This is a genomic window from Parasphingorhabdus halotolerans, from assembly GCF_012516475.1.
GTDB classification, from domain to species: Bacteria; Pseudomonadota; Alphaproteobacteria; order Sphingomonadales; family Sphingomonadaceae; genus Parasphingorhabdus; species Parasphingorhabdus halotolerans.
This window is the reverse complement of sequence record NZ_CP051217.1, coordinates 2,666,466-2,688,128: the sequence shown is the minus strand read 5'-3', so window position 1 is coordinate 2,688,128 and position 21,663 is coordinate 2,666,466. Positions and strand designations below refer to the sequence as shown.

At 52.5% G+C, this 21,663-nt stretch carries 22 protein-coding genes and 1 pseudogene; 14 read left to right on the top strand and 9 right to left on the bottom strand.

The genetic code is table 11. The features are described 5' to 3' along the window. Positions 1–84: 84 nt before the first annotated feature. Positions 85–666, top strand: coding sequence for an HD domain-containing protein (locus HF685_RS13245; protein ID WP_168820399.1), 582 nt, complete (start codon positions 85–87; stop codon positions 664–666). A 38-nt stretch (positions 667–704) separates the two neighbouring features. Here HF685_RS13245 and HF685_RS13240 read toward each other — a convergent pair whose 3' ends face one another. Continuing rightward, positions 705–1,262, bottom strand: a complete 558-nt coding sequence (locus HF685_RS13240) for a winged helix-turn-helix transcriptional regulator (RefSeq protein ID WP_168820398.1) — start codon at positions 1,260–1,262, stop codon at positions 705–707. A gap of 205 nt (positions 1,263–1,467) precedes the next feature. Between HF685_RS13240 and HF685_RS13235 the strand changes: the two genes are divergently transcribed. Both HF685_RS13235 and HF685_RS13230 read left to right on the top strand, forming a co-directional pair. Further along, entirely contained in the window at positions 1,468–1,746 is a 279-nt protein-coding gene (locus HF685_RS13235; protein ID WP_211051191.1) for a CC_3452 family protein, read from the top strand. 224 nt (positions 1,747–1,970) lie between these two features. Beyond that, a complete protein-coding gene (locus HF685_RS13230; RefSeq protein WP_168821524.1) occupies positions 1,971–4,061 on the top strand; it encodes a RelA/SpoT family protein in 2,091 nt (696 codons plus the stop codon). A 12-nt stretch (positions 4,062–4,073) separates the two neighbouring features. On the opposite strand, the gene HF685_RS13225 is transcribed toward HF685_RS13230, so the two are convergent. The 3 genes from HF685_RS13225 to rpsU are packed head-to-tail and all read right to left on the bottom strand — an operon-like array spanning position 4,074 to position 5,842. Next, positions 4,074–4,964 (bottom strand): FKBP-type peptidyl-prolyl cis-trans isomerase, encoded by an 891-nt coding sequence (locus HF685_RS13225; protein ID WP_168820396.1) that lies wholly within the window; start codon positions 4,962–4,964, stop codon positions 4,074–4,076. 27 nt (positions 4,965–4,991) lie between these two features. After that, positions 4,992–5,594 (bottom strand): FKBP-type peptidyl-prolyl cis-trans isomerase, encoded by a 603-nt coding sequence (locus HF685_RS13220; RefSeq protein WP_168820395.1) that lies wholly within the window; start codon positions 5,592–5,594, stop codon positions 4,992–4,994. 41 nt (positions 5,595–5,635) lie between these two features. Then, on the bottom strand, positions 5,636–5,842 hold the full coding sequence (gene rpsU, locus HF685_RS13215; protein ID WP_066739729.1) for a 30S ribosomal protein S21: 207 nt from the start codon (positions 5,840–5,842) through the stop codon (positions 5,636–5,638). A 284-nt stretch (positions 5,843–6,126) separates the two neighbouring features. Between rpsU and HF685_RS13210 the strand changes: the two genes are divergently transcribed. Both HF685_RS13210 and HF685_RS13205 read left to right on the top strand, forming a co-directional pair. Next, entirely contained in the window at positions 6,127–6,891 is a 765-nt protein-coding gene (locus tag HF685_RS13210) for a class II aldolase/adducin family protein (RefSeq protein ID WP_168820394.1), read from the top strand. 102 nt (positions 6,892–6,993) lie between these two features. Then, on the top strand, positions 6,994–7,533 hold the full coding sequence (locus tag HF685_RS13205; RefSeq protein WP_168820393.1) for a (2Fe-2S)-binding protein: 540 nt from the start codon (positions 6,994–6,996) through the stop codon (positions 7,531–7,533). A gap of 29 nt (positions 7,534–7,562) precedes the next feature. Here HF685_RS13205 and HF685_RS13200 read toward each other — a convergent pair whose 3' ends face one another. Further along, positions 7,563–9,749, bottom strand: a complete 2,187-nt coding sequence (locus HF685_RS13200; protein ID WP_168820392.1) for a TonB-dependent receptor — start codon at positions 9,747–9,749, stop codon at positions 7,563–7,565. A gap of 155 nt (positions 9,750–9,904) precedes the next feature. Here HF685_RS13200 and arsC point away from each other — a divergent pair, with 155 nt between their 5' ends. Both arsC and HF685_RS13190 read left to right on the top strand, forming a co-directional pair. Continuing rightward, positions 9,905–10,255, top strand: a complete 351-nt coding sequence (gene arsC, locus HF685_RS13195; RefSeq protein WP_168820391.1) for an arsenate reductase (glutaredoxin) — start codon at positions 9,905–9,907, stop codon at positions 10,253–10,255. A gap of 52 nt (positions 10,256–10,307) precedes the next feature. Continuing rightward, on the top strand, positions 10,308–11,039 hold the full coding sequence (locus HF685_RS13190) for a ParA family protein (protein ID WP_168820390.1): 732 nt from the start codon (positions 10,308–10,310) through the stop codon (positions 11,037–11,039). Between the two features lie 31 nt (positions 11,040–11,070). Here the strand turns inward: HF685_RS13190 and HF685_RS13185 are convergent, their stop codons facing one another. Both HF685_RS13185 and HF685_RS13180 read right to left on the bottom strand, forming a co-directional pair. Next, a complete protein-coding gene (locus tag HF685_RS13185; protein WP_246218619.1) occupies positions 11,071–13,437 on the bottom strand; it encodes a putative bifunctional diguanylate cyclase/phosphodiesterase in 2,367 nt (788 codons plus the stop codon). Positions 13,438–13,523: 86 nt separating this feature from the next. Then, positions 13,524–15,254: a fatty acyl-AMP ligase gene (locus HF685_RS13180; protein ID WP_168820389.1), complete on the bottom strand. Its 1,731-nt coding sequence runs from the start codon at positions 15,252–15,254 to the stop codon at positions 13,524–13,526. Positions 15,255–15,433: 179 nt separating this feature from the next. Here HF685_RS13180 and HF685_RS13175 point away from each other — a divergent pair, with 179 nt between their 5' ends. From HF685_RS13175 to HF685_RS16645, 5 genes and pseudogenes are all read left to right on the top strand, one after another. Next, positions 15,434–15,967: a regulatory protein RecX gene (locus HF685_RS13175; RefSeq protein ID WP_168820388.1), complete on the top strand. Its 534-nt coding sequence runs from the start codon at positions 15,434–15,436 to the stop codon at positions 15,965–15,967. A 120-nt stretch (positions 15,968–16,087) separates the two neighbouring features. Then, entirely contained in the window at positions 16,088–16,717 is a 630-nt protein-coding gene (locus tag HF685_RS13170) for a cold-shock protein (RefSeq protein ID WP_168820387.1), read from the top strand. An 8-nt stretch (positions 16,718–16,725) separates the two neighbouring features. Beyond that, positions 16,726–17,232 (top strand): DUF192 domain-containing protein, encoded by a 507-nt coding sequence (locus tag HF685_RS13165; protein ID WP_246218618.1) that lies wholly within the window; start codon positions 16,726–16,728, stop codon positions 17,230–17,232. Between the two features lie 130 nt (positions 17,233–17,362). After that, positions 17,363–17,764 carry an NADH:ubiquinone oxidoreductase subunit NDUFA12 gene (locus HF685_RS13160; RefSeq protein WP_168820386.1) on the top strand — a complete coding sequence of 134 codons (402 nt, stop codon included), beginning with the start codon at positions 17,363–17,365 and terminating at the stop codon, positions 17,762–17,764. Beyond that, positions 17,733–18,215: pseudogene (locus HF685_RS16645) on the top strand (DUF2155 domain-containing protein); the annotation flags it as partial. The gene HF685_RS13160 and the pseudogene HF685_RS16645, both read left to right, overlap by 32 nt. A gap of 35 nt (positions 18,216–18,250) precedes the next feature. Here HF685_RS16645 and aat read toward each other — a convergent pair. Both aat and HF685_RS13145 read right to left on the bottom strand, forming a co-directional pair. Then, complete coding sequence (aat, locus tag HF685_RS13150) at positions 18,251–19,132, bottom strand: leucyl/phenylalanyl-tRNA--protein transferase (protein WP_168821521.1); 882 nt, start codon at positions 19,130–19,132, stop codon at positions 18,251–18,253. After that, entirely contained in the window at positions 19,129–20,037 is a 909-nt protein-coding gene (locus HF685_RS13145) for a hydrogen peroxide-inducible genes activator (protein WP_168820385.1), read from the bottom strand. The genes aat and HF685_RS13145 overlap by 4 nt, the downstream gene beginning before the upstream one ends. 139 nt (positions 20,038–20,176) lie before the next feature. Between HF685_RS13145 and HF685_RS13140 the strand changes: the two genes are divergently transcribed. Continuing rightward, entirely contained in the window at positions 20,177–20,344 is a 168-nt protein-coding gene (locus HF685_RS13140) for a DUF465 domain-containing protein (protein WP_168820384.1), read from the top strand. A 104-nt stretch (positions 20,345–20,448) separates the two neighbouring features. Beyond that, positions 20,449–21,627 (top strand): Na+/H+ antiporter NhaA, encoded by a 1,179-nt coding sequence (gene nhaA / locus HF685_RS13135; protein ID WP_168820383.1) that lies wholly within the window; start codon positions 20,449–20,451, stop codon positions 21,625–21,627. Positions 21,628–21,663 lie beyond the last annotated feature (36 nt).

Below are 21,663 nucleotides of genomic sequence, written 5' to 3'. Positions count from 1 at the left end.
TCAAATGTGTCAATGTTTTGGAAAGTCGTGAATGCGACGCAGGATGCGGGCCAAAAATAACGGCCTCAAAATTAGGAGAGAGAAATGGGCGGCCCAAACGAAACCAGAGCGAAATTCCCTTCCATGGAAGAAGGCACGCAGGAAGACTGGAAGATCATCTCCGGCCATTTCATGCCTTTTGCCGGCAAGGTGGCCGACCGGGTGCTTGACCATTTGCGCTTGCTCGACGGCGACTTCGGCGGCTTTCCCATCGACCGCCTGCAACATAGCCTGCAAACAGCAACACGGGCGCACCGCGACGGCCGGGATGATGACTACGTCGTGATGGCGTTGCTGCATGATATCGGTGATACGCTTTGCACCTACAACCATCCCGATGTGGCAGCGGCCATCCTCAAGCCATTTGTCAGCGATAAGCTCCATTGGATCACCGAGAAACACGGTATTTTCCAAGGCTATTATTTCTTCCACCATCTCGGGCAAGATCGAGATATGCGCGAGAATTTCCGTGGACATGAACATTTCGAGGATTGTGCCGAATTTTGCGAAAAATATGACCAGTCCGCATTTGACGCCAATTATGACAGCGCGCCGCTGGAGTTTTTCGAGCCTATGGTTCGCAAGGTCATGGAACGGCCGATTAACAGCATTTATGTGAAAGAATAGGCGTTAATGCCTGACGAAGACGTTTGTCGGGGCGGGGCCTAAGCGGCTGAAGGCTCGTTGATTTCCCTCAGATGGCGCACATTAATATCCGCGCGATCCGTGGAATTATTCGACGCATGATCGCGCAATTCCGCTTCATCGATCCAGCAAAGGTCTTCCAGACCCAGTTCTCGCCCGTCATGGGATTGAATGACGATTTTCGCAATCGGTTGGCGATCCCGCGCGTCGGCCAAAACCGGGTTTGAAACCACACCAGTTTCCCATTTTTCGCCCCATTGCCGCATCGCCACAATGGTTGTCAGCAAATCCGCACCTTTTTCCGTGAGCTGATATTCGACCTTGCGTTTGTCATGATCGCACGGCCTGCGGGTCATTATACCTGCGTCGACCATCCGCGTGAGACGGTTCGCCAATATGTTGCGGGCTATACCGATTTCAGACAGAAAATCCTCAAAATGGCGTACGCCGCTGAAGCCGGATCGCAAAATCATGAAGCACCAGCGTTCGCCAATAACTTCCAGCGATACGGGTAAACTGCACTCCGATGATAGGTTTTGCAGATCGCGTGCGAGTCCCTGTCTGTTCAAATCATCCATCTGCCGGTCCTAACCCAATTTCGGAGAATGCCAAAAATAAATTTAAGTTTTTAGTTGCAACTTAAAACCTATTAAACTAAGTACTGATTCGCAACCTAAATTGCAAACGCTAAATCCCCTCCTCCCCAGGGAATGATTAAAAAAGGAAAATACGATGACTCTCTTCCAAAACCCTCTCCGGACCGCCTCTGCGCTTGCTACAGCAATGATGGTAACCACCGTCCTCTTTACTGCCAGTGCAGGGCAAGCCCGTGGCAATCCCGTTGTCTACACCGCTGAACTGATGGCACCCGTCGAAGCTGCTAACCACATAATTCGCGGAACCGTCGTCAAATGCGCCGGAACCGAATGCAGAGCCGGCGCAAGTAGCTCCTCTGTGAAAACGGTTTGTGCCAAGCTCGCAGACGAAGTCGGGCCCCTCGCTTCTTTCTCCTACAAAGGCGAGCCGATTGACGAAGCGGCACTAGCCAAATGCAACGACTGATACGCCCCCTCATCTAACTCTTTCCTGACCGGTCTCTCAATCCCCGTTGGGTCCGGATTTTCTACCCCGGACCACTGCCGGTCAGAACTTCCCAGTAAAATGGGGCGCCGATGCTGTCTGAATCCAGCATTTACTGGATCAACCGACTGGCATCGGCGCTATTTTTTTGTCCCAAATATTGGTTTTTTGTTGCTCCTGCGAACAAAGCGCGACACCTTGGCCCGGTGCTAAGACAATATGAACTTGTAGAGCGGGTGCGTGAATATGACCCGGAGGCGGATGAAGATCTGATCAACCGCGCCTATGTCTATTCGGTTAAAATGCACGGCAGCCAGAAGCGGGCGAGCGGCGATCCCTATTTCAGTCATCCGATTGAAGTGGCAGGCCTGATGACCGACCTGCGGCTGGATCAGGAAACGATTGTCACTGCCCTGCTCCACGACACTGTGGAAGATACACTCACCACGGTTGACGAGATCAAAAAACTCTTCGGTGAGAATATCGCGCGGCTGGTTGACGGCGTAACGAAACTCTCCAAAATTGAAGCGCAGACCGAGGACGAACGTGCGGCGGAGAACCTGCGCAAGTTCTTGCTTGCTCTATCAGATGATATTCGTGTGCTGCTGGTTAAGCTTGCCGATCGGCTGCACAATATGCGTACGTTACATTTTATCAAGAGTGAAGAGAAACGCCAGCGCATTGCCCGCGAAACCATGGATATTTATGCACCACTGGCGGAACGCATCGGCATGTATGAATATATGCGCGAGATGCAATTGCTTGCCTTTCGCCATCTCGAACCGGAAGCTTATGAAACGATCACCGGCAGATTAAAGCAGATTAAGGAAGGCGACGAAGGCCAAGTTGAGAAAATTGCTGGCTCAATCCAGAAAGCACTCGCCAATGCCGGACTAGCCGCCGAGGTCAGCGGTCGCGAAAAGCATCCCTACTCCATCTGGAGGAAAATGCAGGAGCGCCATGTCAGCTTTGAACAGCTGACCGACATTATGGCTTTTCGCGTGATTACTGACAACAGCGCGGAATGTTATCGGGCGCTCGGAATTCTGCACGAGAAATGGAAAATGGTACCCGGGCGGTTCAAGGATTATATCTCCACACCCAAGCGCAATGGTTATCGCTCTATCCACACGACAATCATGCACAGGAATAACATGCGAGTTGAAATCCAGATCCGCTCTAACCGGATGCATGAAGACAATGAATTCGGACTGGCTGCACACTGGGCCTATAAACAGGGCAAGCAGCCGGATGGTCAAGCAGGCTGGATTCGCGATCTTATCGAAATCCTCGATCATGCCGAAGATGCCGAAGAGCTGCTCGAGCATACCAAACTCGCCATGTATCAGGACCGGATTTTCGCGTTTACGCCCAAGGGCACTTTGCTCCAGCTTCCCAAGGGTGCGACCACCGTCGACTTTGCCTATGCCGTGCACACCGATTTGGGAAACCAGGCGGTTGGAGCCAAGGTAAACGGTCGCCATGTGCCGCTGCGCACCCAGCTTCTCAATGGCGATGTCGTCGAGGTGCTGAAATCAGACGGGCAGGAACCGCAGCCCGGTTGGTTGTCCTTTGTTATCACCGGCAAAGCGCGCGCGGCGATCCGGCGGTTTGTCAGGTTCAAGGAACGGGATGAAATTATTGAAATCGGCACCAAGCTCTATGACGAAATCGTCGAGCGATTGCCCGGGAAAATCGGCAGGAAGGCCGAAAAACTGGCGCTAAAGCGGCTGGAGTTGGAAGAAATGGACGATCTGATGATGGCGATCGGCACCCATCACATAAGCAACCGGGACGTGATGGAAGCTTTGATGCCGGGCAGCGTCAACGACAATGATGCTGACCGAAAATGGCCGGAACAGGATCGCGCCATATCTATCGAAGGCTTGACGCCGGGCGTTGCATTTGATCTCGCGGAATGCTGCCACCCGGTGCCAGGAGACCGGATTGTTGGCCTGCGTCGCAGCGGTCAAAATGTCGAAGTACACGCGATTGATTGCCTGCAACTAGCCGACGGCGTGGATGCTGACTGGGTCGATCTAAGCTGGGGCGCAGATAGCGACGGCGCGGCGGCAAGACTGGCTGTTGTCCTTCATGACAAACCGGGGACATTGGCCGAAATGGCCGGTATTTTTGGCTTTCACAACGCCAATATCTTGCGCCTTCGAATGACCAATCGCGACGCGCCGTTTCACACTTTTGAAGTCGATCTGGAAGTACATAATGTGCATCATCTGATGCGAATATTGTCGGCGCTCCGATCATCGGAAGCTATAGCGCAGGCCGAGCGGCTTTAACTTTCGCCCCGCCTAATTGCGCGAACCTGCGCCAGCTTGCAGCTTCTTGAGGTCTTCAGCGCTAATAAAATCAAGCAGCTTTACATCAAAAATCAACCATGCACCGGGAGGCACGGCCTCGCCGGCTCCCCGGTCGCCATATCCGAGTGCGGGCGGTATCCACACCCGGTAGCTGCCGCCTTTTTGCATGAGCTGTAACGCCTCACCAAATCCGGGCACCACGCCAGCGACCGGAAAACTGGCCTGCACATTGGAGTCGAAGACTTTGCCGTTGAGTAAGCGCCCCTCATAGCCAACCAATACTGTAGCGCTTTTGTCTGGCCGGTCACCTTCACCCGCAGCAAGCTGCTTATATTTAAGACCGCTTGGCTGGGTGACAACATCCGGCTGGTTCACCGCATATTTGATCACGTCCGGCGTTACTGCAGGCTCTGCAGTCTGGTCATCTCTTGCAGCGGAACCGATGATCGGTGCCACCTGCTGCTGCCTGAAGTCCAGCAGTTCCACATTGATATCAAGCACGCTATCGATCGGAATATGCGGAAACGGAGAAAATTCGCCGAAAGCCTGATCAGCGGTCAGGGTCACTCGGTAGCGTCCGCCCTTCTGCATTTTGAGAAGCGCGCTGCTGAGGCCTTTAAGTGTCTGATCGGCGGGGAAAGTTTCCCAAACGCCGTTAATCGGCTGATCTTCGCCTTTGATCGTGATCTGATAATTTGCCAGAATAGTATCGGTTGCCAGAGGCGGTGCACCTTGACCCTGCTTGATCGTCTTCAGCTTCGCACCCGCCGGAAGCGCATTGGCGCTTGATGCGGACTTCGCCAAAACAGGGGAAGATAATATTGTGGATGATGCGGAGCCGACCAGTCCAACGGCCGCAGCGAATATCAGAAATTTACGCAAAGTTAAGAAGAGCCTCGATTATCCGTTTCATTGCCCGGGAGGAGGTCCGCCCGGGGCCGCTGGAGAGCCTGGTCCACCCGGAATTTGACCCTGCTGCTGCATCTGCTGAATTTGCTGCATCTGCTCCTGCGTGATAAAATCAAGCAAGCTAACATCAAAGATCAAGAGCGAATTGGCAGGCAGTTCAGGACCGGGAGAGGCCTCACCATAAGCCAGCTCCGATGGAATCCAGATTTTATATTCGCCGCCTTTTTGCATCAACTGCAGTGCTTCGGAAAAGCCGGGGACGACGCCGCCAACCGGCATGGGTGTCTGCTCGTTGGCATCAAACACCGTGCCATCGCGCAACGTGCCTTCATATTTGACCAATGCCGTATCAGTTGCGGTGGGAGATGGCCCCTCACCCGGTTTGATGGTCTTGATTTGCAGACCGGATTTAGTCGTCACGACGCCATCTTCGGTCGCATTATCCGCCAGAAACTGTTCGTTGGTGGCACCGGTTACAACCGCGTTCTGCGTTCCGATATAAGCAAGCCCTGCCGCAATAAGCAAAACGACCGCCAGCCCAATCCAAAGCTTGGTCAGCGATCCTTTTTTGATTGGCTGGATGGGAACGGTTGTAACGGACATATCTAAAAACCAATCTGCTAATGTTAAGGAGCTAGGTTACCCTATATCGTGCCGTCGCGCTCCTGGCGCTTGCGATCCATTTTGCGGGCGCGACGAACAGCGGCGGCTTTTTCACGAGCGCGCTTTTCAGATGGTTTTTCGTAGTGCCGACGGAGTTTCATTTCGCGGTAAACGCCTTCACGCTGCAATTTTTTCTTCAGCGCCCGAAGGGCTTGATCAACATTATTGTCGCGAACCATGATTTGCATAAGACTGAGTAACTCCGTTCAAAACCTGTATATTGCCAGCAGAAACATCGGCTGGCTCAAAATTCAAAGTGCCGTAAAAAAGGGTTTGCGAATGAATCACTCATCGCAATCCCGTGCCGCCTACCAGCATGAAACGACGATTTCAAGCAATTTGGACAAAGAATCAGCATAGATTAAACCAGCGGAGAGCCATATATTTCCGGCAATTGCAAAGCTCTTGGCATTCGCATTTCGCCGATAGTTGCTATACAAGCTGTGATAATTGAGAAATCAGGAGATGAGATATGGCTACGGCAATCAACGTGCAATCGAGCTGCAGTGAAGCGGAATGGAAAGCGCGGCAACGGCTTGCAGCCTGTTACCGGATTTTCGCCTATCTCGGCTGGGACGAGATGATTTTCAACCATATCACCCTGAAAGTACCCGGCGAAGATGATGCATTTTTGATCAACCCATATGGCCTGCATTTCAGCGAAGTCACCGCCTCAACACTGGTCAAGATTGATATCGATGGCAACACGCTTGATGGCTCGACCTATCCGGTGAACAAGGCGGGCTTCACCCAGCACAGCCTGTTCCACCGCGAACTGCCCGATGTTCATGCGATCATCCACACCCACACTACCGCAACCATGGCGGTGTCATCGGTCGAGGGCGGATTACAGCCAATAAACTTTTACGCCGCTGCGATTGTTCCCCGCCTAGCCTATCACAAGTTTGAAGGCATTACGGTGCATGACGACGAAGGCCCGCGCTTCCTTGCCAGCCTCGGCAAAAAACGGATGATGTTGCTGGAAAATCATGGGCCGGTGGTTATGGGGCGGACGCTGGAGCAAGCATTCCTCAACCACTGGGTATTGCAACGCGCCTGTGAGATACAGATGCAAACGCTCGCGATGGGGAAACCGGTGATGATCGGTCAAGAGGTGATCGACAAGCATATGGCTAACCTGTCGCAGGCCTCAATTGATCCTGTCCAGCAAGGCGTGCCTGAATTTGATGCTATGGTTCGACTGGTGGACCGCGAAGACACGAGTTGGCGGGAGTAGATATCCAATTTTCGTCATCCTGAACTTGTTTCAGCATCTCCATAACGATAGGGCATCCCTTGAGAGATCCTGAAACAAGTTCAGGATGACGGATTTGTAGCTATGACGAAATTCACCGTCAATGATCGCCCGGTGCAATATCGGATGGACCCGCAAACGCCACTCCTATGGGCGCTGCGCGATGCGTCCAATCTGACCGGCACCAAATATGGCTGCGGCACAGGCGACTGCGGCGCCTGTGTGGTTGAGGTGGATGGCGAGGCGATCCGTAGTTGTCTGGTAACCATCGGCGAAATGGAAGGGCGGTTTGTAACCACAATCGAAGCCTTATCCCGCGACCGTAGCCATCCGGTGCAACAGGCCTGGGCAGCAGAAAATGTTCCGCAATGCGGCTTCTGTCAGTCCGGTATGATCATGGCAGCAGCGGTATTGCTCAAGAAAAACCCCAGTCCCTCCAACGATGATATTGATGAGGCGATTACCAATATCTGCCGCTGCGGCACCTATCCCCGCATTCGCGAAGCGATTCAGCGCGCGGGCCGGGTCGCGCGGGGCGCAGATGTGCTGAGCGCTGCGCCGCCGCCGGGGATTGATCCTGAAGATGCTGCCAAAGCCGTTCCAGCGCTTACGCCGAAAGAGTAACCGCTCCCCTGCGTTCGCTGGGGAACACGTTAAAAACCGACTTTCACCGTCAAACGCGCATTAATCGGCTCACCGGTCGAGATATTGTCGTTATTGTGCACGGACGGAAAATAAGTATCGTCAAACAGGTTTTCGATGTTGAGCTGTACTTGCACCTTCTCGCTGACATCATAATAGAGCGCGGCATCAACGCGGGTATAGGCCGGGATACGGACGGTATTGTCGTTGGTTGCAAACTGGCTCGACTGGTGGGTCACGCCCAAACCAGCAGCGAATTTCTCTGACACATCATATTTGGTCCAAAGCGACGCCATATGCCGGGGCACTTGAAACAGGCGCAAGTCTTGACCGGCAACGGTTGCTGCATTGCGCTGCTGCCCGTCAAGATAACTGTAGCCTGCATTGATTTGCCATTTGTCGGTCAGCTTGCCGACCAGTTGCACTTCAAAACCTTCGGTACGGGAACCGGACAACGTGGCATTGCCCTGATTATCCAGCAGCGTCGCCTGATTATCGCGATCCAGCCGGAACAATGAGGCGGTCAGGCTTAGCCCGTTAGCAAAATCCCATTTCGCGCCGATTTCATAATTCTCAAAGCTCTCCGGTTCCAGATCAACCGTGCCCAAAGTCGTGCCAACGGTCGGCGTCAATGTCAGAAACTGGTCGCCCGAGCGTGGCAAGAAACTCTTGGAGTAGCTCGCATATATCGAAATATTTTCTTGCGGTTTGTAGATCGCGCCAAAACGCGGAGAGAATTTTTCATCGGTCCGGCCGAGCAACCGACCGTTGCGGATATCATTTACATCCAGATCAAAGCGGTCAAAGCGCACGCCGCCAATAATTTCGAAATGCTCGCCGATGCGGATCTGGTCCTGCAAATAGAGCGACAGAAAATCGAGGTTCGATCTCGTATTCCGATTGATTACGGGAAAACTGGATGCGGTCACGATAACCGGATCAGCAAGCGGAACAGTGATAAGGTTGCTGTTACTGGCTGCGAACAAAATGTTCCTTCTCGCATTATCCGACTGCTGTTTGCCATATTCATAGCCGAGCAGCAATGTGTGCCCGAAAATCCCGGTGTTCCCGGTCCATAGCAAATTGCCCTGGGTGACAAAATTTTCGCGGGTCGTTGTATCGACATAGCCGTCCAGCGTCACCGAATCGGCAGCCGGAGTTAGACGTATGTCTGCAATCCGCGCATCTGTGGGATAGATATTACGGTATAGCTTGTCATAGTTACCATATTGCGTTGTCGAATTGAAACTCAGCTGATCGCTGAATTCATGCTCAAAGCGAAGTTTCAGAACGTGCGCCTGCAAGGTCGTAAGATTGGTTCCATCCTGACCAAATAAAGTATCGCGAAACCCCAATAATGGTCCGCAAGGATCAGCAAAAGAGCAGGGTCTGGCAGCGGTGCGCAGCTCTGCCGGATTGCCGCGATCAACACCGCGATCATCATCGACATATTCGTAGGAAAGCAATAACCGACTCTTCTCGCCAAGCTCCGCGCCGAAAGTCGGATTGATCGCAAAGCGCCGACCGTCAAAAAAATCACGATGGTTGTTAAATTCTTCGTAAAGCCCGTTTATCCGAAATGCAGCGCCCTCACTGACCGGCGCGTTGATGTCTCCACTCAAATAAAATGCGCCGAAACTATCTACGCTGCCGGATACGGACCCGGATAGTTGAGCGGCAATCGGTGATTTGGTCACGCGGTTGATGATCCCACCGCCGCCGCCCCGGCCAAAGATCATCGCATTCGGACCTTTGTGAATTTCTACGCGCTCGATATTATAGAGCGGCCGAAAATATTGCACATCGTCACGGATGCCATCGACGAAGAAATCCGCCGTCGTATTCTGGCCGCGGATCGTGATCTGGTCGCGGTTGCCTTCACCCTGCCCAATCGAAGCACCGGGCGTATACCGCAAAATATCACCAATATCTTGAAGCGCCTGATCGTCCAGCTGTTCGCGTGTAATCACCGACACTGTTTGCGGTGTATCGAGCAGTAGCGTGCCTGTTTTCAGTCCGGCACTGCTGATTGCGACATAACCGTCCTTTTCGCCCGTAACAATGATCTCGTTTTCATCATACGCGCCAGCGTCATCCAGGGTTTCTTCGGCGGCATGGGCCTGCCCAGCTTGCAGGGCGAGAACTGCAGCGCCGGACATTGCCATAACCCGAATTTTACGACCATGGGATAATATCATTTTCAACCTTTTCTGCGAATCGTTCTCAATATCAATAGTCAACTAATGCGAATAGTTCTCATAAGCAAACACATTTTTTGCGATTTCAATTTTTCTTTGAAACATGTCGCTAACTGGTGTTTATGGGCGATATAGGAGCAACGGAGACCCCCCTTATGAAAGCAACGATCTGGCACAATCCAAAATGCGGCACATCCCGTAAAACCCTGGCAATATTGGAGGAAGCACCTGACATTGATGTCACGGTGATAGAGTATCTTAAGAGCCCGCCGACCCGTGCCAAGCTGGAACAGCTCTACCAGGATGCTGGAATCACCCCTCAACAGGGCTTACGCGTAAGGGGTTCGCCCGCAGACGAATTGGGATTGACGAACGATGATGCCACGGCAGACCAGATACTGGATGCGATGGCCGGTGAGCCGAGTTTGATCGAACGCCCGCTGGTAGAGACCGACAAGGGTGTGCGACTTTGCCGTCCGCAAGACACGGTTTACCAAATCATCTGATGTCACCAAATTGTTCGCGACCTTATGATTTTGAAATTGCCGGAAGATTTCTATGGCCGTTATAGCAGTGTACAGCATGAAAGGTGGCGTCGGGAAAAGTTCGACCGCCGTCAATCTTGCCTGGAACAGTGCCACCAAATCCTCCCGTAGAACGTTGCTGTGGGATCTGGATCCACAGGGTGCAGCGTCATTTATTCTGGATGGCGAAAACCATAAAAGTGATCGTGCGCACGCGTTGATTACCGGTGACGTAAAGCCGAAGAAATTGATCAAAGCGACAGAAATGGAAAATCTCGATTTGCTCGCCGCCGATGTATCATTGCGCAGCCTTGACCGCTTGTTATACCAGATCAATAAACTAAAATATCTCGGTAAAATCCTGAAGACATTGGAGAAGGACTATGACCGGATAATTCTGGATTGTCCTCCCGGACTTACCGAAACCAGCGAGCAAATATTACGCAACGCCGACCTGGTAATCACTCCCGTTATCCCTTCACCGCTGTCGGAGCGCGCGCTAAAAGACGTGCAAGATTATCTGGATGCAAAACGCCGCAAGCACGCGCCGATTTTGCCGGTATATACAATGGTAGACAGGCGGCGAACGATCCATCTTCAAACGCTGGCGAGGCACAAGAAATGGCCGGTCATTCCAATGTCCAGTGCAGTCGAACGCATGACGACACTCAAAAAACCGGGAGGTGAATTTGCGCCGCGCGACCCTGCGACCAAAGCCTATGCAAAAATCTGGCGCGGAATTGAGAAGCGACTGGCCAAATCGTAGCAGCCGAATTTCCGCCCGGCCAGAGAGCCGCTTAAGCTGCGTATCCGCCGCGAATCTGGCTCATGTCATAGCCTGCAAATAGTTCCAGCGCATCGCTCGCAATCATCGGGCGCCCAAAATAATAGCCTTGGATTTTGCGGCAGCCCAGCTTCTGGATCATTTTGACCTCGTCTTCGGTTTCCGCACCCTCTGCCGTGGTCGACATGCCTAGGCTGTCGGCCATAGCCACCACAGCGCGTATAATCGCGAGGCTCTCGGGAACCTTCTTGGCCGCACCTTGAACAAAGCTGCGGTCCACCTTGATCGTGGTAAACCGAGTCTTGCGGAGATAGCCCAAGGAAGAATAGCCGGTGCCAAAATCATCGAGCGACAGGTTTATGCCCATCGCAATAATTTGATCGAGCACTTCAGCCGCGCCGGTGCCTTCCCGCATGAAGATACTCTCGGTTACCTCGATTTCGAGACGATGCGCCGGAAGCCCGCTTTCCTGGAGTGCGGATACAACCATATCCAGAAAATCTGGATCGCTGAGTTGATCGGCAGAAGCATTTACGGCTATTTTTATGGTCGATGGCCATTTCATCGCCTCTTTGCACGCCGTCCGCATCACCCATTCGCCAATCGGCACAATCAGCCGCGCGTCTTCGGCCAAGGGTATGAATTTCGCAGGTGAAACAACACCAAATTCCGGATTGGTCCAGCGTAGCAAGGCTTCAAAACCAAGCACCCCACCAGTGTCGGCGCTGACCACCGGCTGATAGTTGAGCGAGAACTCATCATTGTCGAGTGCCTTGCGAAGAGCCATTTCCATGACCCGCCGCTCTTCGGCATGAACATGCAGTTTTGGCTCATATTGGTTATGCGCACCGCCGCCCTGGTCTTTCGAACGGTAGAGTGCCAAGTCGGCGCTACGCATCAGCATTTCGACAGTACGGCCATCACGCGGACCGATCGCCGTTCCGACACTGGCGCCGATATAAAGCGTATGTTGATCGACTTCGTAAGGCTTTGAAAGGGTATCAATGATCTTCTTGCCAAGAGATTCCATGTAATGGCTATCATTGGCATCCTTGATAACGATAGCAAACTCGTCACCGCCAAGCCGACCGCAAAGCTCGTTCTTGCTCATAATCGAACGCAATCGCTCGGAAACGCGCGCTAACAAACGATCACCAACAGGATGCCCCAGGGTATCGTTCACCGCCTTGAACCGATCCAGATCGATCATCATGAAACCGCAACGGCCATTCCATTGATCGGAATTTTGCATGGCCTTGCCGAGTGCTTCCATAAGCTGCAATCGATTGGGCAATCCAGTCAAAGTATCATAGCGCGCCATGTGCGAGATTTTATCGGCGGACTCGCGCTGTTCGGTGACATCCGATCCCACACCGCGAAAACCATGAAAGACATTGCTTTCATCCATCTTGGGTGAAGCAGATAGTTCCCACCAGCGTAGCTCGCCTTGTATCTCAACCGGTACGATCAGATTGCTGAAACTTTCCCGGCGCTTCAATCGCTCTGCTAGGTCATGCAGTTCACTGGAAAACTTGCCCGAATCCCAGGATTGCCCAGCAACCAGTTGCAGGAAAGGCTTGCCATCAATGTCTCCCGGGGAGAGGCCAACGGCATGCGCAAAACGTGGAGAAGCATGGGTAATGCGCCGCGATGTATCGGTTTGCCACAACCAGTCTGCGCCGGTATCTTCAAATTCGCGCAACAACAGGCTGACAGTTTCATTTTTTTCGTGAAGATTGGCCTCGGCTATTTTGCGCTCCACAAAAGCACGGCCAGTCATCAAACAGGATGAGACAAGGAGAACGGTCGTCGCAAAAGCGGTCAAAGTAAGCTGAAGATCACCGATCAGATACCAGCCGAAACAGGAGGCTGTTCCCGAAATCAGAATGAAAATCAGGCTACTGGATGGAATAGCAGAGAGCAGCATGGCTGATCCCACCATCAGGCACAAGACGATGGACCAGAGGCCCAGCATCGCTGGTGGATCCGCAGTCAGACCGAAAACAACAAGAGCAATCGCCCACAAGGAAGCACCGGCAGCCGCACTCACGTGCGTCATAATGGTGTCGCTTCTGGATATAGTCTTGCGCTGCCAGAGATTGTCGCGCCGCACTTTAAAATGGAGGTGGAGATAAAGCCCGCAAAGACTCGCAAACCAGACAAACAGAAATACCGGATTGACGCTGCTCATGCCAAATTGCACAGCCAATAGTCCGCACACAATCGACGCGATTACTTTAGTCCAGCCGTTCTTCTGCATCCCTTCATACTGAAGCGCACGAATGCGTCCCAAATCCAATCCTTCCGGATCGGATAGGCCAATGAGTACACGAAACGGGATTTCCCGAGGCAAACCAGATTGAGACGTTTTTTCTTCCACGTCTCGTCCCTACGCGCAATTCCTTATCGAAAAGTAACGACAAGCAGGGTTTTTTGGCTTTTCTTGGTTAACCAACATTAAGGAAATTATGCAGCGATTGCATAGGGCTGGATATCACCGGACAAATATAGGTTTCTCGCCTTTGCCCGGCTCAACTTACCTGAGCTTGTGCGTGGCAAAGTTCTCGGCGGAACCAGCTCGATGACGCAGTTCATTCCGGTTATCGAGCGCACTTTTTCGCGAATCTCATTCCGGAGCCGCAATCGCTCGATTTCATCGGATGTGCGGCATTGCACCAGCACAGCGGGTGTTTCATCGCCGCCAGGCGTCGTAATTGAGAATGCCGCAATATCACCGGCTTTAAAGCCCGGAATTTGTTCCACTGCCCACTCAATATCCTGAGGCCAATGGTTCTTCCCGTTAATGATGATCATGTCTTTGGCACGGCCAACGATGTAAATATACCCTTCTGACAAATAGCCCATATCTCCGGTATCGAGCCAGCCATCAACCAGACAAGCGTCAGTGGCTTCCTTGTTACCATAGTAGCCTTCCATGACCGCCGGACCGTTCATCCAGACTTTGCCAACTGTCTTTTCTCCCAAAAGGGATCCATCTTCTTCGCGAATTTGGATCACGGTATCACGAACCGGCTTCCCGCAATTTACAATAGCGCGGAAGCGTTTCGGGCGGTTTCCATCAGCGAGCTTTTCGCCGGAGAGTTCGGTTTCTTCAACCAGTTCGACTTCCATACCTTCGCCAGGCGGCATAATCGTTACCGCCAGCGTTGCCTCAGCGAGACCATAGCTTGGGAGGAATGCTTTGGCGTCAAACCCGGCGGGGGCAAAAGCATCGGTGAATCGCTGCATGACATCGGGTCGTATCATATCTGCTCCATTGCCCGCTATCCGCCAGCGCGACAGGTCAAAACGCTCTTTCACATTGGACTGGCTACCGATCCGACGCGCACAGATTTCATAGCCGAAGGTAGGCGAAAAACTGCAAGATGTTCCCGGATTGCGGGAAATCAAGTCAAGCCAGGATAGCGGCCGACGCGCGAAATCTGCGGTTTTCAAGTAATCAGTAGACACCTGATTGGCGACCATCGAAAGGAAGCAACCGACAAGCCCCATATCATGATAAAACGGCAACCAAGATATGCACCGGTCTGACTCACCGACCAGCATCCCATGGGAATGTGAGCCAAGATTATGCAACAGAGCTTTGTGGGTAACTGCAACCCCATGCGGAAAGCGTGTAGAACCGCTCGAATATTGCAAATAAGCCAGATCGCCGCCGGTTGCTTGCGGGAATTCACATGGCGGAGCAGCATTTTCCGCATATTTGTCCCAACCAAATGACGGGATATTTCGGGATTGGCCCGCTGCCGCTGCCATTTCCTCGATTTCATCCGGATACAGCAATATCGCTGGATCACAGCTATCCAGTTGTACGCCTATTTGTTCAATATAGCTTTCCTTGCCGCCAAAGGAAGTTGGCAACGGCAGTGGCACCGGCAGTGCGCCGGCATAGACCGCCCCGAAAAACAGCGCGCAAAATTGCGGTTCTGTATCGGCAATCAGCGCAACGCGCTGGCCCGGCTTTATTCCCGTAGCAATTAACCGCCGGGCGGCTTCTTTCGCATCTGCACAAAGCTCGGAAAATGGATAGACGCGCGATAGCGTCGCGCGCGCATCATAGAAATTGAACCCGCGATCGCCGGCAGCGGCATAGTCCAGTGCCTCGCCAAGAGTTTCAAAATCGGCAAATATGCGGGGATGAGTGTCAGCGGTCGGCGTCGGGATCAACTCGGTCATTCAATATCAACTTTCCAGAAGGTCCAGCCTTCTCAAAATTTTCATTACCACCTAAACGAGGTCAAACCCTTCACAATATTAGCAAAAACCGACCCGATTGCGCTATTGTCGTAACCAATGGTCGCTACTGACGTTTAAATTTCGGCTCGACTGTGGCACAAAAAGGGCAATCATCAAAATTGAAGGTCAAAGCGTTGAAAAATAGCGGTAAAGCGTTGGACCAGAACAGTCTCCAGGAGCTGGCTCTTCGTTATGTAAGCAAATATGCCACGACGCGGTATAAACTGACGGCTTATCTACAGCGTAAACTTCGTGAACGGGAATGGAATGGAGATACGCCCCCGGACATTCAACCTATGGTCGAGCGCTTTGTCGAACTTGGATATATTGATGACGCACTATTTGCCAAAAATAGAGCCGCTTCGCTGGCTAATCGAGGCTATGGCAAACAGCGGGTTTCCCAAGCATTATATCAGGCCGGAATTGACGAAGATGACGGCCGCGATGCCTTGGCACTGAGCGACGAAAACCAATGGGAAGCAGCGCGAATTTTTGCCCGCAAAAAATCGATCGGGCCCTTTGCCCGGGAACAACATGACCGGGAAAAACAACAAAAGCAGCTTCAGGCTTTTCTTCGCGCAGGACACTCCTACGATATTGCCGCCAAATTCGTTTTCGCCTCGCCGGGCGATGAAGTAACAGATACGCATTGATTGCGACAGTCATTTGAACTGCCAAGAATCGCCAGTTTACAATTAATATGATATAGTTGCATCTCTCGAGTCTCTGGCATAAGCATTGCCCGGGTCGAGACTAGTATGCGGAGATGCTTTGTGGCCAGTTTATACGCAGAACCTTCACTCGACCTGGGCGCTTCGCACGATGCGCCGGACGAGGTCAGCACGTCCGAAAATGCCCGAATTCTAGTGGCTAAAGGCCATATAAAATGGTTTGATAGCCATCGCGGATTCGGATTCATCGTACCAAATGAAGATTATGATTCTGGCCGAAACGGCGATATATTAGTCCATTGGTCGATTTTGGAGCCGATAGGCCGTCGGGATTTGCCGGAAAACGCCAAGGTAGAATGCGAGTATGTTGTTGCCGCAAAAGGACTGCAAGCAACCAAAATTGTTTCTTTCGACGTTTCCGGCTGCGAATTGGCAGAGACCAATTCCTCTTCTACCAGAGCGCAGCGGCCTATTCACATTGTCGACGATGCTTCGAGTTTTACGGATGCGGAAGTAAAATGGTTTAACCGCGTTAAAGGCTATGGCTTTCTGATTGTTGACGGCGTGAACGAAGATGTTTTTCTGCATATGGAAACACTACGTGATGCCGGTGTTGCTGAAGTCTTGCCAGGACAGCATTTGCTTGCGCGCACTTCGACCGGCGAGCGCGGGTATATGGCCGTGCAAATATGCCTGCCGCAAGATCGCGACCGACAATCGGCATTCGAATAGGGCAAATTATGAAACTGTTTTTTAGAGCCGCGATGCTCTCTTCGCTGCTGTTGCCTGTTCTGTCCTTACCTGCCTGCTATGCCCAGAGCGGGGAAGCGGTCGGAAATAACAAGGCATCCAGCTCACAGCTTTCAGACGCTGGGTTACAACTGGTTCCGCTTACCATTAGTTCAGCCGGAAAAACGCACAAATTCACGGTAGAAGTTGCCGGGACGGTTGAAGAACAGGCTCAAGGCCTGATGTTCCGGCAGAAGCTTGCGCCCGACGAAGGCATGATCTTCCCGTTTCCCGAGCCCCGCCCGGCAAGTTTCTGGATGAAGAATACCGTCATACCGCTGGACATTATTTTCGTTCGCAGTGACGGAACGGTTGAATCCATCGCTGCCAATACAACGCCTTATTCGCTAGAACCGGTGAGATCAGGAGAGGCTGTCGCAGCTGTGCTTGAATTGGCTGGCGGACGGGCGGCGGAGCTGTCCATTGATGCCGGTGACAAGGTGGAATGGCCCCGCTAGACTAAAGACCGCGGGAACTCTTGGCTGGTCGTGCCATTTCTAGACCCGGCTTTGCTGGAAGCCATCAAACCATCTGTTTTCGGCATTTTTTAATTGCGAACTCCCTGCCCTTGTCGCTAAGCGAAAATATATGGGACTATTAGGCAAAATTTTCACATGGTGGGACGGTGCAACTATTGGCACATCCCTGTTCAGTGCGCTTAACGGCACAAGCGTTGGCGAAGATATTTTCGGCAATAGATATTTCGAAATGAAAAATCCTCGCAAGGGCACCAACCGACGCTGGGTGATTTATGATGGCGCCAATGATGCCAGCCGCGTGCCGCCGGAATGGCATGGCTGGTTGCACAATAGCTATGACGAAGTACCCGAAAGCTATTTACCGCAGCCCCGCATCTGGGAGAAAGAACCAACCGGTAATTTGACTGGAACGGCGGCGGCCTATCGTCCAGCCGGTGCTTTGGAATCAGGTGGCAAGCGCGCAGCGGCCACTGGCGATTATGAACCGTGGAACCCGGCTGAAGCAGAATGACTGGCTCAAAATGACCAGCAAGTCCAAAACATTCAAAACTGCAGCTGTCATTCTGCCTGCCCTGCTGCTCGGCAGTTGCAGTTGGTTCAGCAGCGATGATGTTGAAGAACATGCCACCGGCAAAGCGGCTGAAAAAGCAGCTGCCGCTGCTACCAACGATGAGCTGGTCCAGCCGGTTACCGAACAGATCGGAACTCCAATGGCTGAGCGGGTGGCGACCCTGGGCTTCCTGAACAAACGCAACGGGCTCACTCGCGATCTAGAATTGAAACCGGGTCAATCCATCCGTATCGGGCGGGCAATCGTCCGTCTGCGCGCTTGTGAACGCACCGCGCCGTGGGAATTGACACCGGAACAAGGCGCATTTGTGCAGTTGCTGGTGAATGATCGACCAGCGACCCGTTCCGGGGCTGACAAATGGCGCAGGGTATTTTCCGGTTGGCTTTTTCGCGAGTCTCCATCACTCAACGTGGTTGAGCATCCGATTTATGACGTCTGGGTCAAAAAATGCGAAATGAGCTTCCCCGGCGAAGAAGATGCGCCCGACGATGCCGTCGATCCAACCGCGCCACGCTCGTCCGACTCTAATGCCGCTAACAGATCATCAAGTGCTCCAAACGCGACCGCTCCGGAAGAATCTGAAACCGTCGCCCCTGCGCCTACTGCAGCACCAAGACCAGCAACGCCGCGGTCACGGCCAACACCGGCTCCCTCCGCAGAACCAGAAGATTTGATCGGCAATCTGATTGAGGATAATACCGGCGAATGATGTGTTGAATGGACCTGTGCAGCAAAAAGCGCTTCAACATATTCTTCCTGACTGATTTCAATAGCGCCCAGTGAAGCCAGATGGTCGGTCATAAACTGACAATCGAGTAACGAGAAACCTCCGACCTTGAGCCGTGCTACCAGCCAGGCCAAAGCCACTTTGGACGCATCCCGCTCGCGCGAAAACATGCTTTCGCCGCAAAAAGCTCCCCCTACAACAAGGCCGTAGAGGCCGCCCACCAGCTTTTCTTTTCCGCTGTCATCAGCTAGCCAGCATTCCACGCTATGGGTCATGCCCTGCTCGTGAAGATCACAAAAGGCTTGTTCAATATCGGCGTTAATCCAGGTTTCACGTCGATCATCCGAGGCTTGCGCGCAAATCGTGATGACTTCGCCAAAAGCCTGATCAGCAGTAACCCGAAACTTGTCGCTCCGGATGGTTTTGCGCAAAGAACGCGACATTTTAAACCCATTTAGCGGAATGACCGCACGGGTTTTTGGTTCTACCCAGAAGGTTTCCGGATCATCGCGGCTATCGGCCATCGGGAATATGCCCGAAGCATAGGCTTTGAGGAGTAAGTCGAGATCGATAGACATTATCGCTTGTCGAGCAGCTTTCTCGCTTCGAGCCCAATTTTTTCGGCAACTGCAAGATATTGATCAGCAAAACCTGCACCTTTGCGCCACGCAGCGCCAATGCTGCGGGTTACATCCCAACCTTCGACTTGCAGCAACGCCACATCGCCACCACGCGGAAGTTCTGAACGAACATAGAGGGCCGGCAGGATCGCCAGACCGAGGCCTGATGCCACCATCTGGCGGACGCTATCGAGACTGGTGCCCTCATAATCATGCAGGAGATTCATATCATGTTTCTGGCATTGCAAAGCGACATCCCGGTGTAAATGGTGACGCCGGTCCAGACTCAAAACCGGCGCATCCTTCAAGTCGGATTTTTGCAGGCCGGACTTGTTTGCCAACGGATGATCAGGCGGTGCAACCAATAGTAGCGGCTCGCGAAAGAGCGGCTCAATCTGGAGATTTTCGCCCTCAATCGGAAGCGGGCCGAGCAGCATATCGATGCTGCCTTTGACCAGTTCCATCGCCTGCATATCGGGAATGCCCTCCCGCATATAAAAGCGCAAATCCGGTTCGCTTCTATGAAGATCAGCGATCACTGGTGGCAGCAGATAGGGACCCAATGTCGGCGAGACGCCGAACCGCAAAGTCCCGGCCAGCCGATCACTGGCGCGCTGGGCGAGATCACGAATATCTTTCACCTGCACCAGGACTTTGCGCGCCCGTTCGGCTATTTCTCGCCCTGCAGGAGTCAACTCAGCTCCATGTGTGCGGCGCTCGACCAATGTCACGCCCAACCGGTTTTCCAAGGTCCGCAGCTGGTGACTCAACGTCGGCTGGGACGCTGCTGCAGCCTGCGCTGCCCGTCCGAAATGGCGATGATCCGCCACGGCAACCAGATATTCAAACTGACGTAATGTCGGCATTAGGTCCCCCAAAGTATATAGACAGGTTCTATCGATATTATCATTTTCATTCGATTAGCATTATCGATTGTTTCCTGCAATATCAAGATTAACAGAACACAGCTTCTGAACGAGGACGTATTTAGAAAGGATGATGCAGATGAAAAACTATTTGAATAGCCTTATTCGCAAACATCGGACACTCGACAAGAAAATTGCGACCGCCAAACCGGGCTCCAGCCAGATTGCGGAATTGAAAAAACTGAAATTGCGGCTGAAAGATCGCATACAAAGGATCCAGCGCGGGCCGCAGAGGCAAACCGCCTGATCCTCAACTTCCTTCCCAGGTCCCTACCCTAATCCTCGGGGACGGCAGCACTCCCTCCACAGGCTGCCGTCCCTTTTTTTGATCTTCTCGAGAGACTTTTAACTATGCAATCAGCTCCAAAAACTGCGCTCCAGGAGTTTCTAGCCCGCGAGACCAGCGCTGGAATTGTGCTGTTCATTGCCGCCGTTCTTGCAATGATTGCTGTCAACAGCGCGTTTAGTCCGCTTTATCTGGCCTTTCTGAACATCCCTGTAGCCATTCAATTTGGCGCGCTTGATATCGCCAAACCACTGTCATTGTGGATAAACGACGGGTTGATGGCGATATTCTTTTTTCTCGTTGGCCTGGAGGTGAAACGCGAGATTGTCGAAGGTCAGCTATCGACGATGGAACAGGCTTCGTTACCTGCTGTTGCTGCGGTCGGCGGCATGGCGGTTCCGGCGTTAGTATTTCTTTATTTCAACTGGCAGATGCCGGAGAATGTAAATGGTTGGGCGATCCCTGCTGCCACCGATATTGCCTTCGCTTTGGGCGTATTGGCGCTGCTTGGTAAACATGCGCCGGTTTCGTTGAAAGTTTTGCTACTGGCGATCGCGATCATTGATGATATCGGCGCGATAATTATTATCGCGCTATTTTACACTGCCGAAGTGTCGAATCTTGCACTGCTGCTGGCTGGCGGAGGAACCCTCATTCTCATCGGCATGAACCGCCTTGGTGTGGTCCGCGTCGCGCCTTATATTCTGGTAGGCACCTTCCTCTGGATATGCGTACTAAAGTCGGGCGTCCACGCGACACTGGCCGGTGTTATTGCAGCGCTGGCAATTCCTCTCAATGCAAAGGACGGAAGTTCACCACTCAAGCATCTTGAACATATTCTACACCCGTGGACGGCATTTTTAATTCTACCGATATTCGCCTTTGCCAATGCCGGAGTGTCTCTGGCCGGATTGCAGATTAGCGATTTAATGGCACCATTAGCTTTGGGCATTGCCGCTGGTCTGGTCGTTGGCAAACAGGTTGGGGTATTCTGTTCGATGTGGCTGGCCACGAAAGCCGGGATTGTGAAACGCCCTCCAAATATATCGTGGACACAATTATACGGACTTTCTTGTCTCACCGGTATCGGGTTCACCATGAGCCTGTTTATCGGCAACCTCGCCTTCGATGATGCAGAACAGATCGAAACCGTAAAGCTTGGCGTGATCAGCGGATCATTGATCTCTGGTGTTCTCGGCTTTTGTATTCTGCGTTTCACCAAGTCTGCCGGAATAACGCGATAGAAAATTTGGCTCATGTTATTTGAACAACCATGCTAT

Bases quoted from the DNA above. Each gene is read 5' to 3' on its own strand.
- HF685_RS13245 (WP_168820399.1), top strand. From the start codon at position 85: ATGGGCGGCCCAAACGAAACCAGAGCGAAATTCCCTTCCATGGAAGAA.
- HF685_RS13240 (WP_168820398.1), bottom strand. From the start codon at position 1,262: ATGGATGATTTGAACAGACAGGGACTCGCACGCGATCTGCAAAACCTA.
- HF685_RS13235 (WP_211051191.1), top strand. From the start codon at position 1,468: ATGATGGTAACCACCGTCCTCTTTACTGCCAGTGCAGGGCAAGCCCGT.
- HF685_RS13220 (WP_168820395.1), bottom strand. From the start codon at position 5,594: ATGTCCGTTACAACCGTTCCCATCCAGCCAATCAAAAAAGGATCGCTG.
- rpsU (WP_066739729.1), bottom strand. From the start codon at position 5,842: ATGCAAATCATGGTTCGCGACAATAATGTTGATCAAGCCCTTCGGGCG.
- HF685_RS13210 (WP_168820394.1), top strand. From the start codon at position 6,127: ATGGCTACGGCAATCAACGTGCAATCGAGCTGCAGTGAAGCGGAATGG.
- HF685_RS13205 (WP_168820393.1), top strand. From the start codon at position 6,994: ATGACGAAATTCACCGTCAATGATCGCCCGGTGCAATATCGGATGGAC.
- HF685_RS13200 (WP_168820392.1), bottom strand. From the start codon at position 9,749: ATGATATTATCCCATGGTCGTAAAATTCGGGTTATGGCAATGTCCGGC.
- arsC (WP_168820391.1), top strand. From the start codon at position 9,905: ATGAAAGCAACGATCTGGCACAATCCAAAATGCGGCACATCCCGTAAA.
- HF685_RS13190 (WP_168820390.1), top strand. From the start codon at position 10,308: ATGGCCGTTATAGCAGTGTACAGCATGAAAGGTGGCGTCGGGAAAAGT.
- HF685_RS13180 (WP_168820389.1), bottom strand. From the start codon at position 15,254: ATGACCGAGTTGATCCCGACGCCGACCGCTGACACTCATCCCCGCATA.
- HF685_RS13165 (WP_246218618.1), top strand. From the start codon at position 16,726: ATGAAACTGTTTTTTAGAGCCGCGATGCTCTCTTCGCTGCTGTTGCCT.
- HF685_RS13160 (WP_168820386.1), top strand. From the start codon at position 17,363: ATGGGACTATTAGGCAAAATTTTCACATGGTGGGACGGTGCAACTATT.
- HF685_RS13145 (WP_168820385.1), bottom strand. From the start codon at position 20,037: ATGCCGACATTACGTCAGTTTGAATATCTGGTTGCCGTGGCGGATCAT.
- HF685_RS13140 (WP_168820384.1), top strand. From the start codon at position 20,177: ATGAAAAACTATTTGAATAGCCTTATTCGCAAACATCGGACACTCGAC.
- nhaA (WP_168820383.1), top strand. From the start codon at position 20,449: ATGCAATCAGCTCCAAAAACTGCGCTCCAGGAGTTTCTAGCCCGCGAG.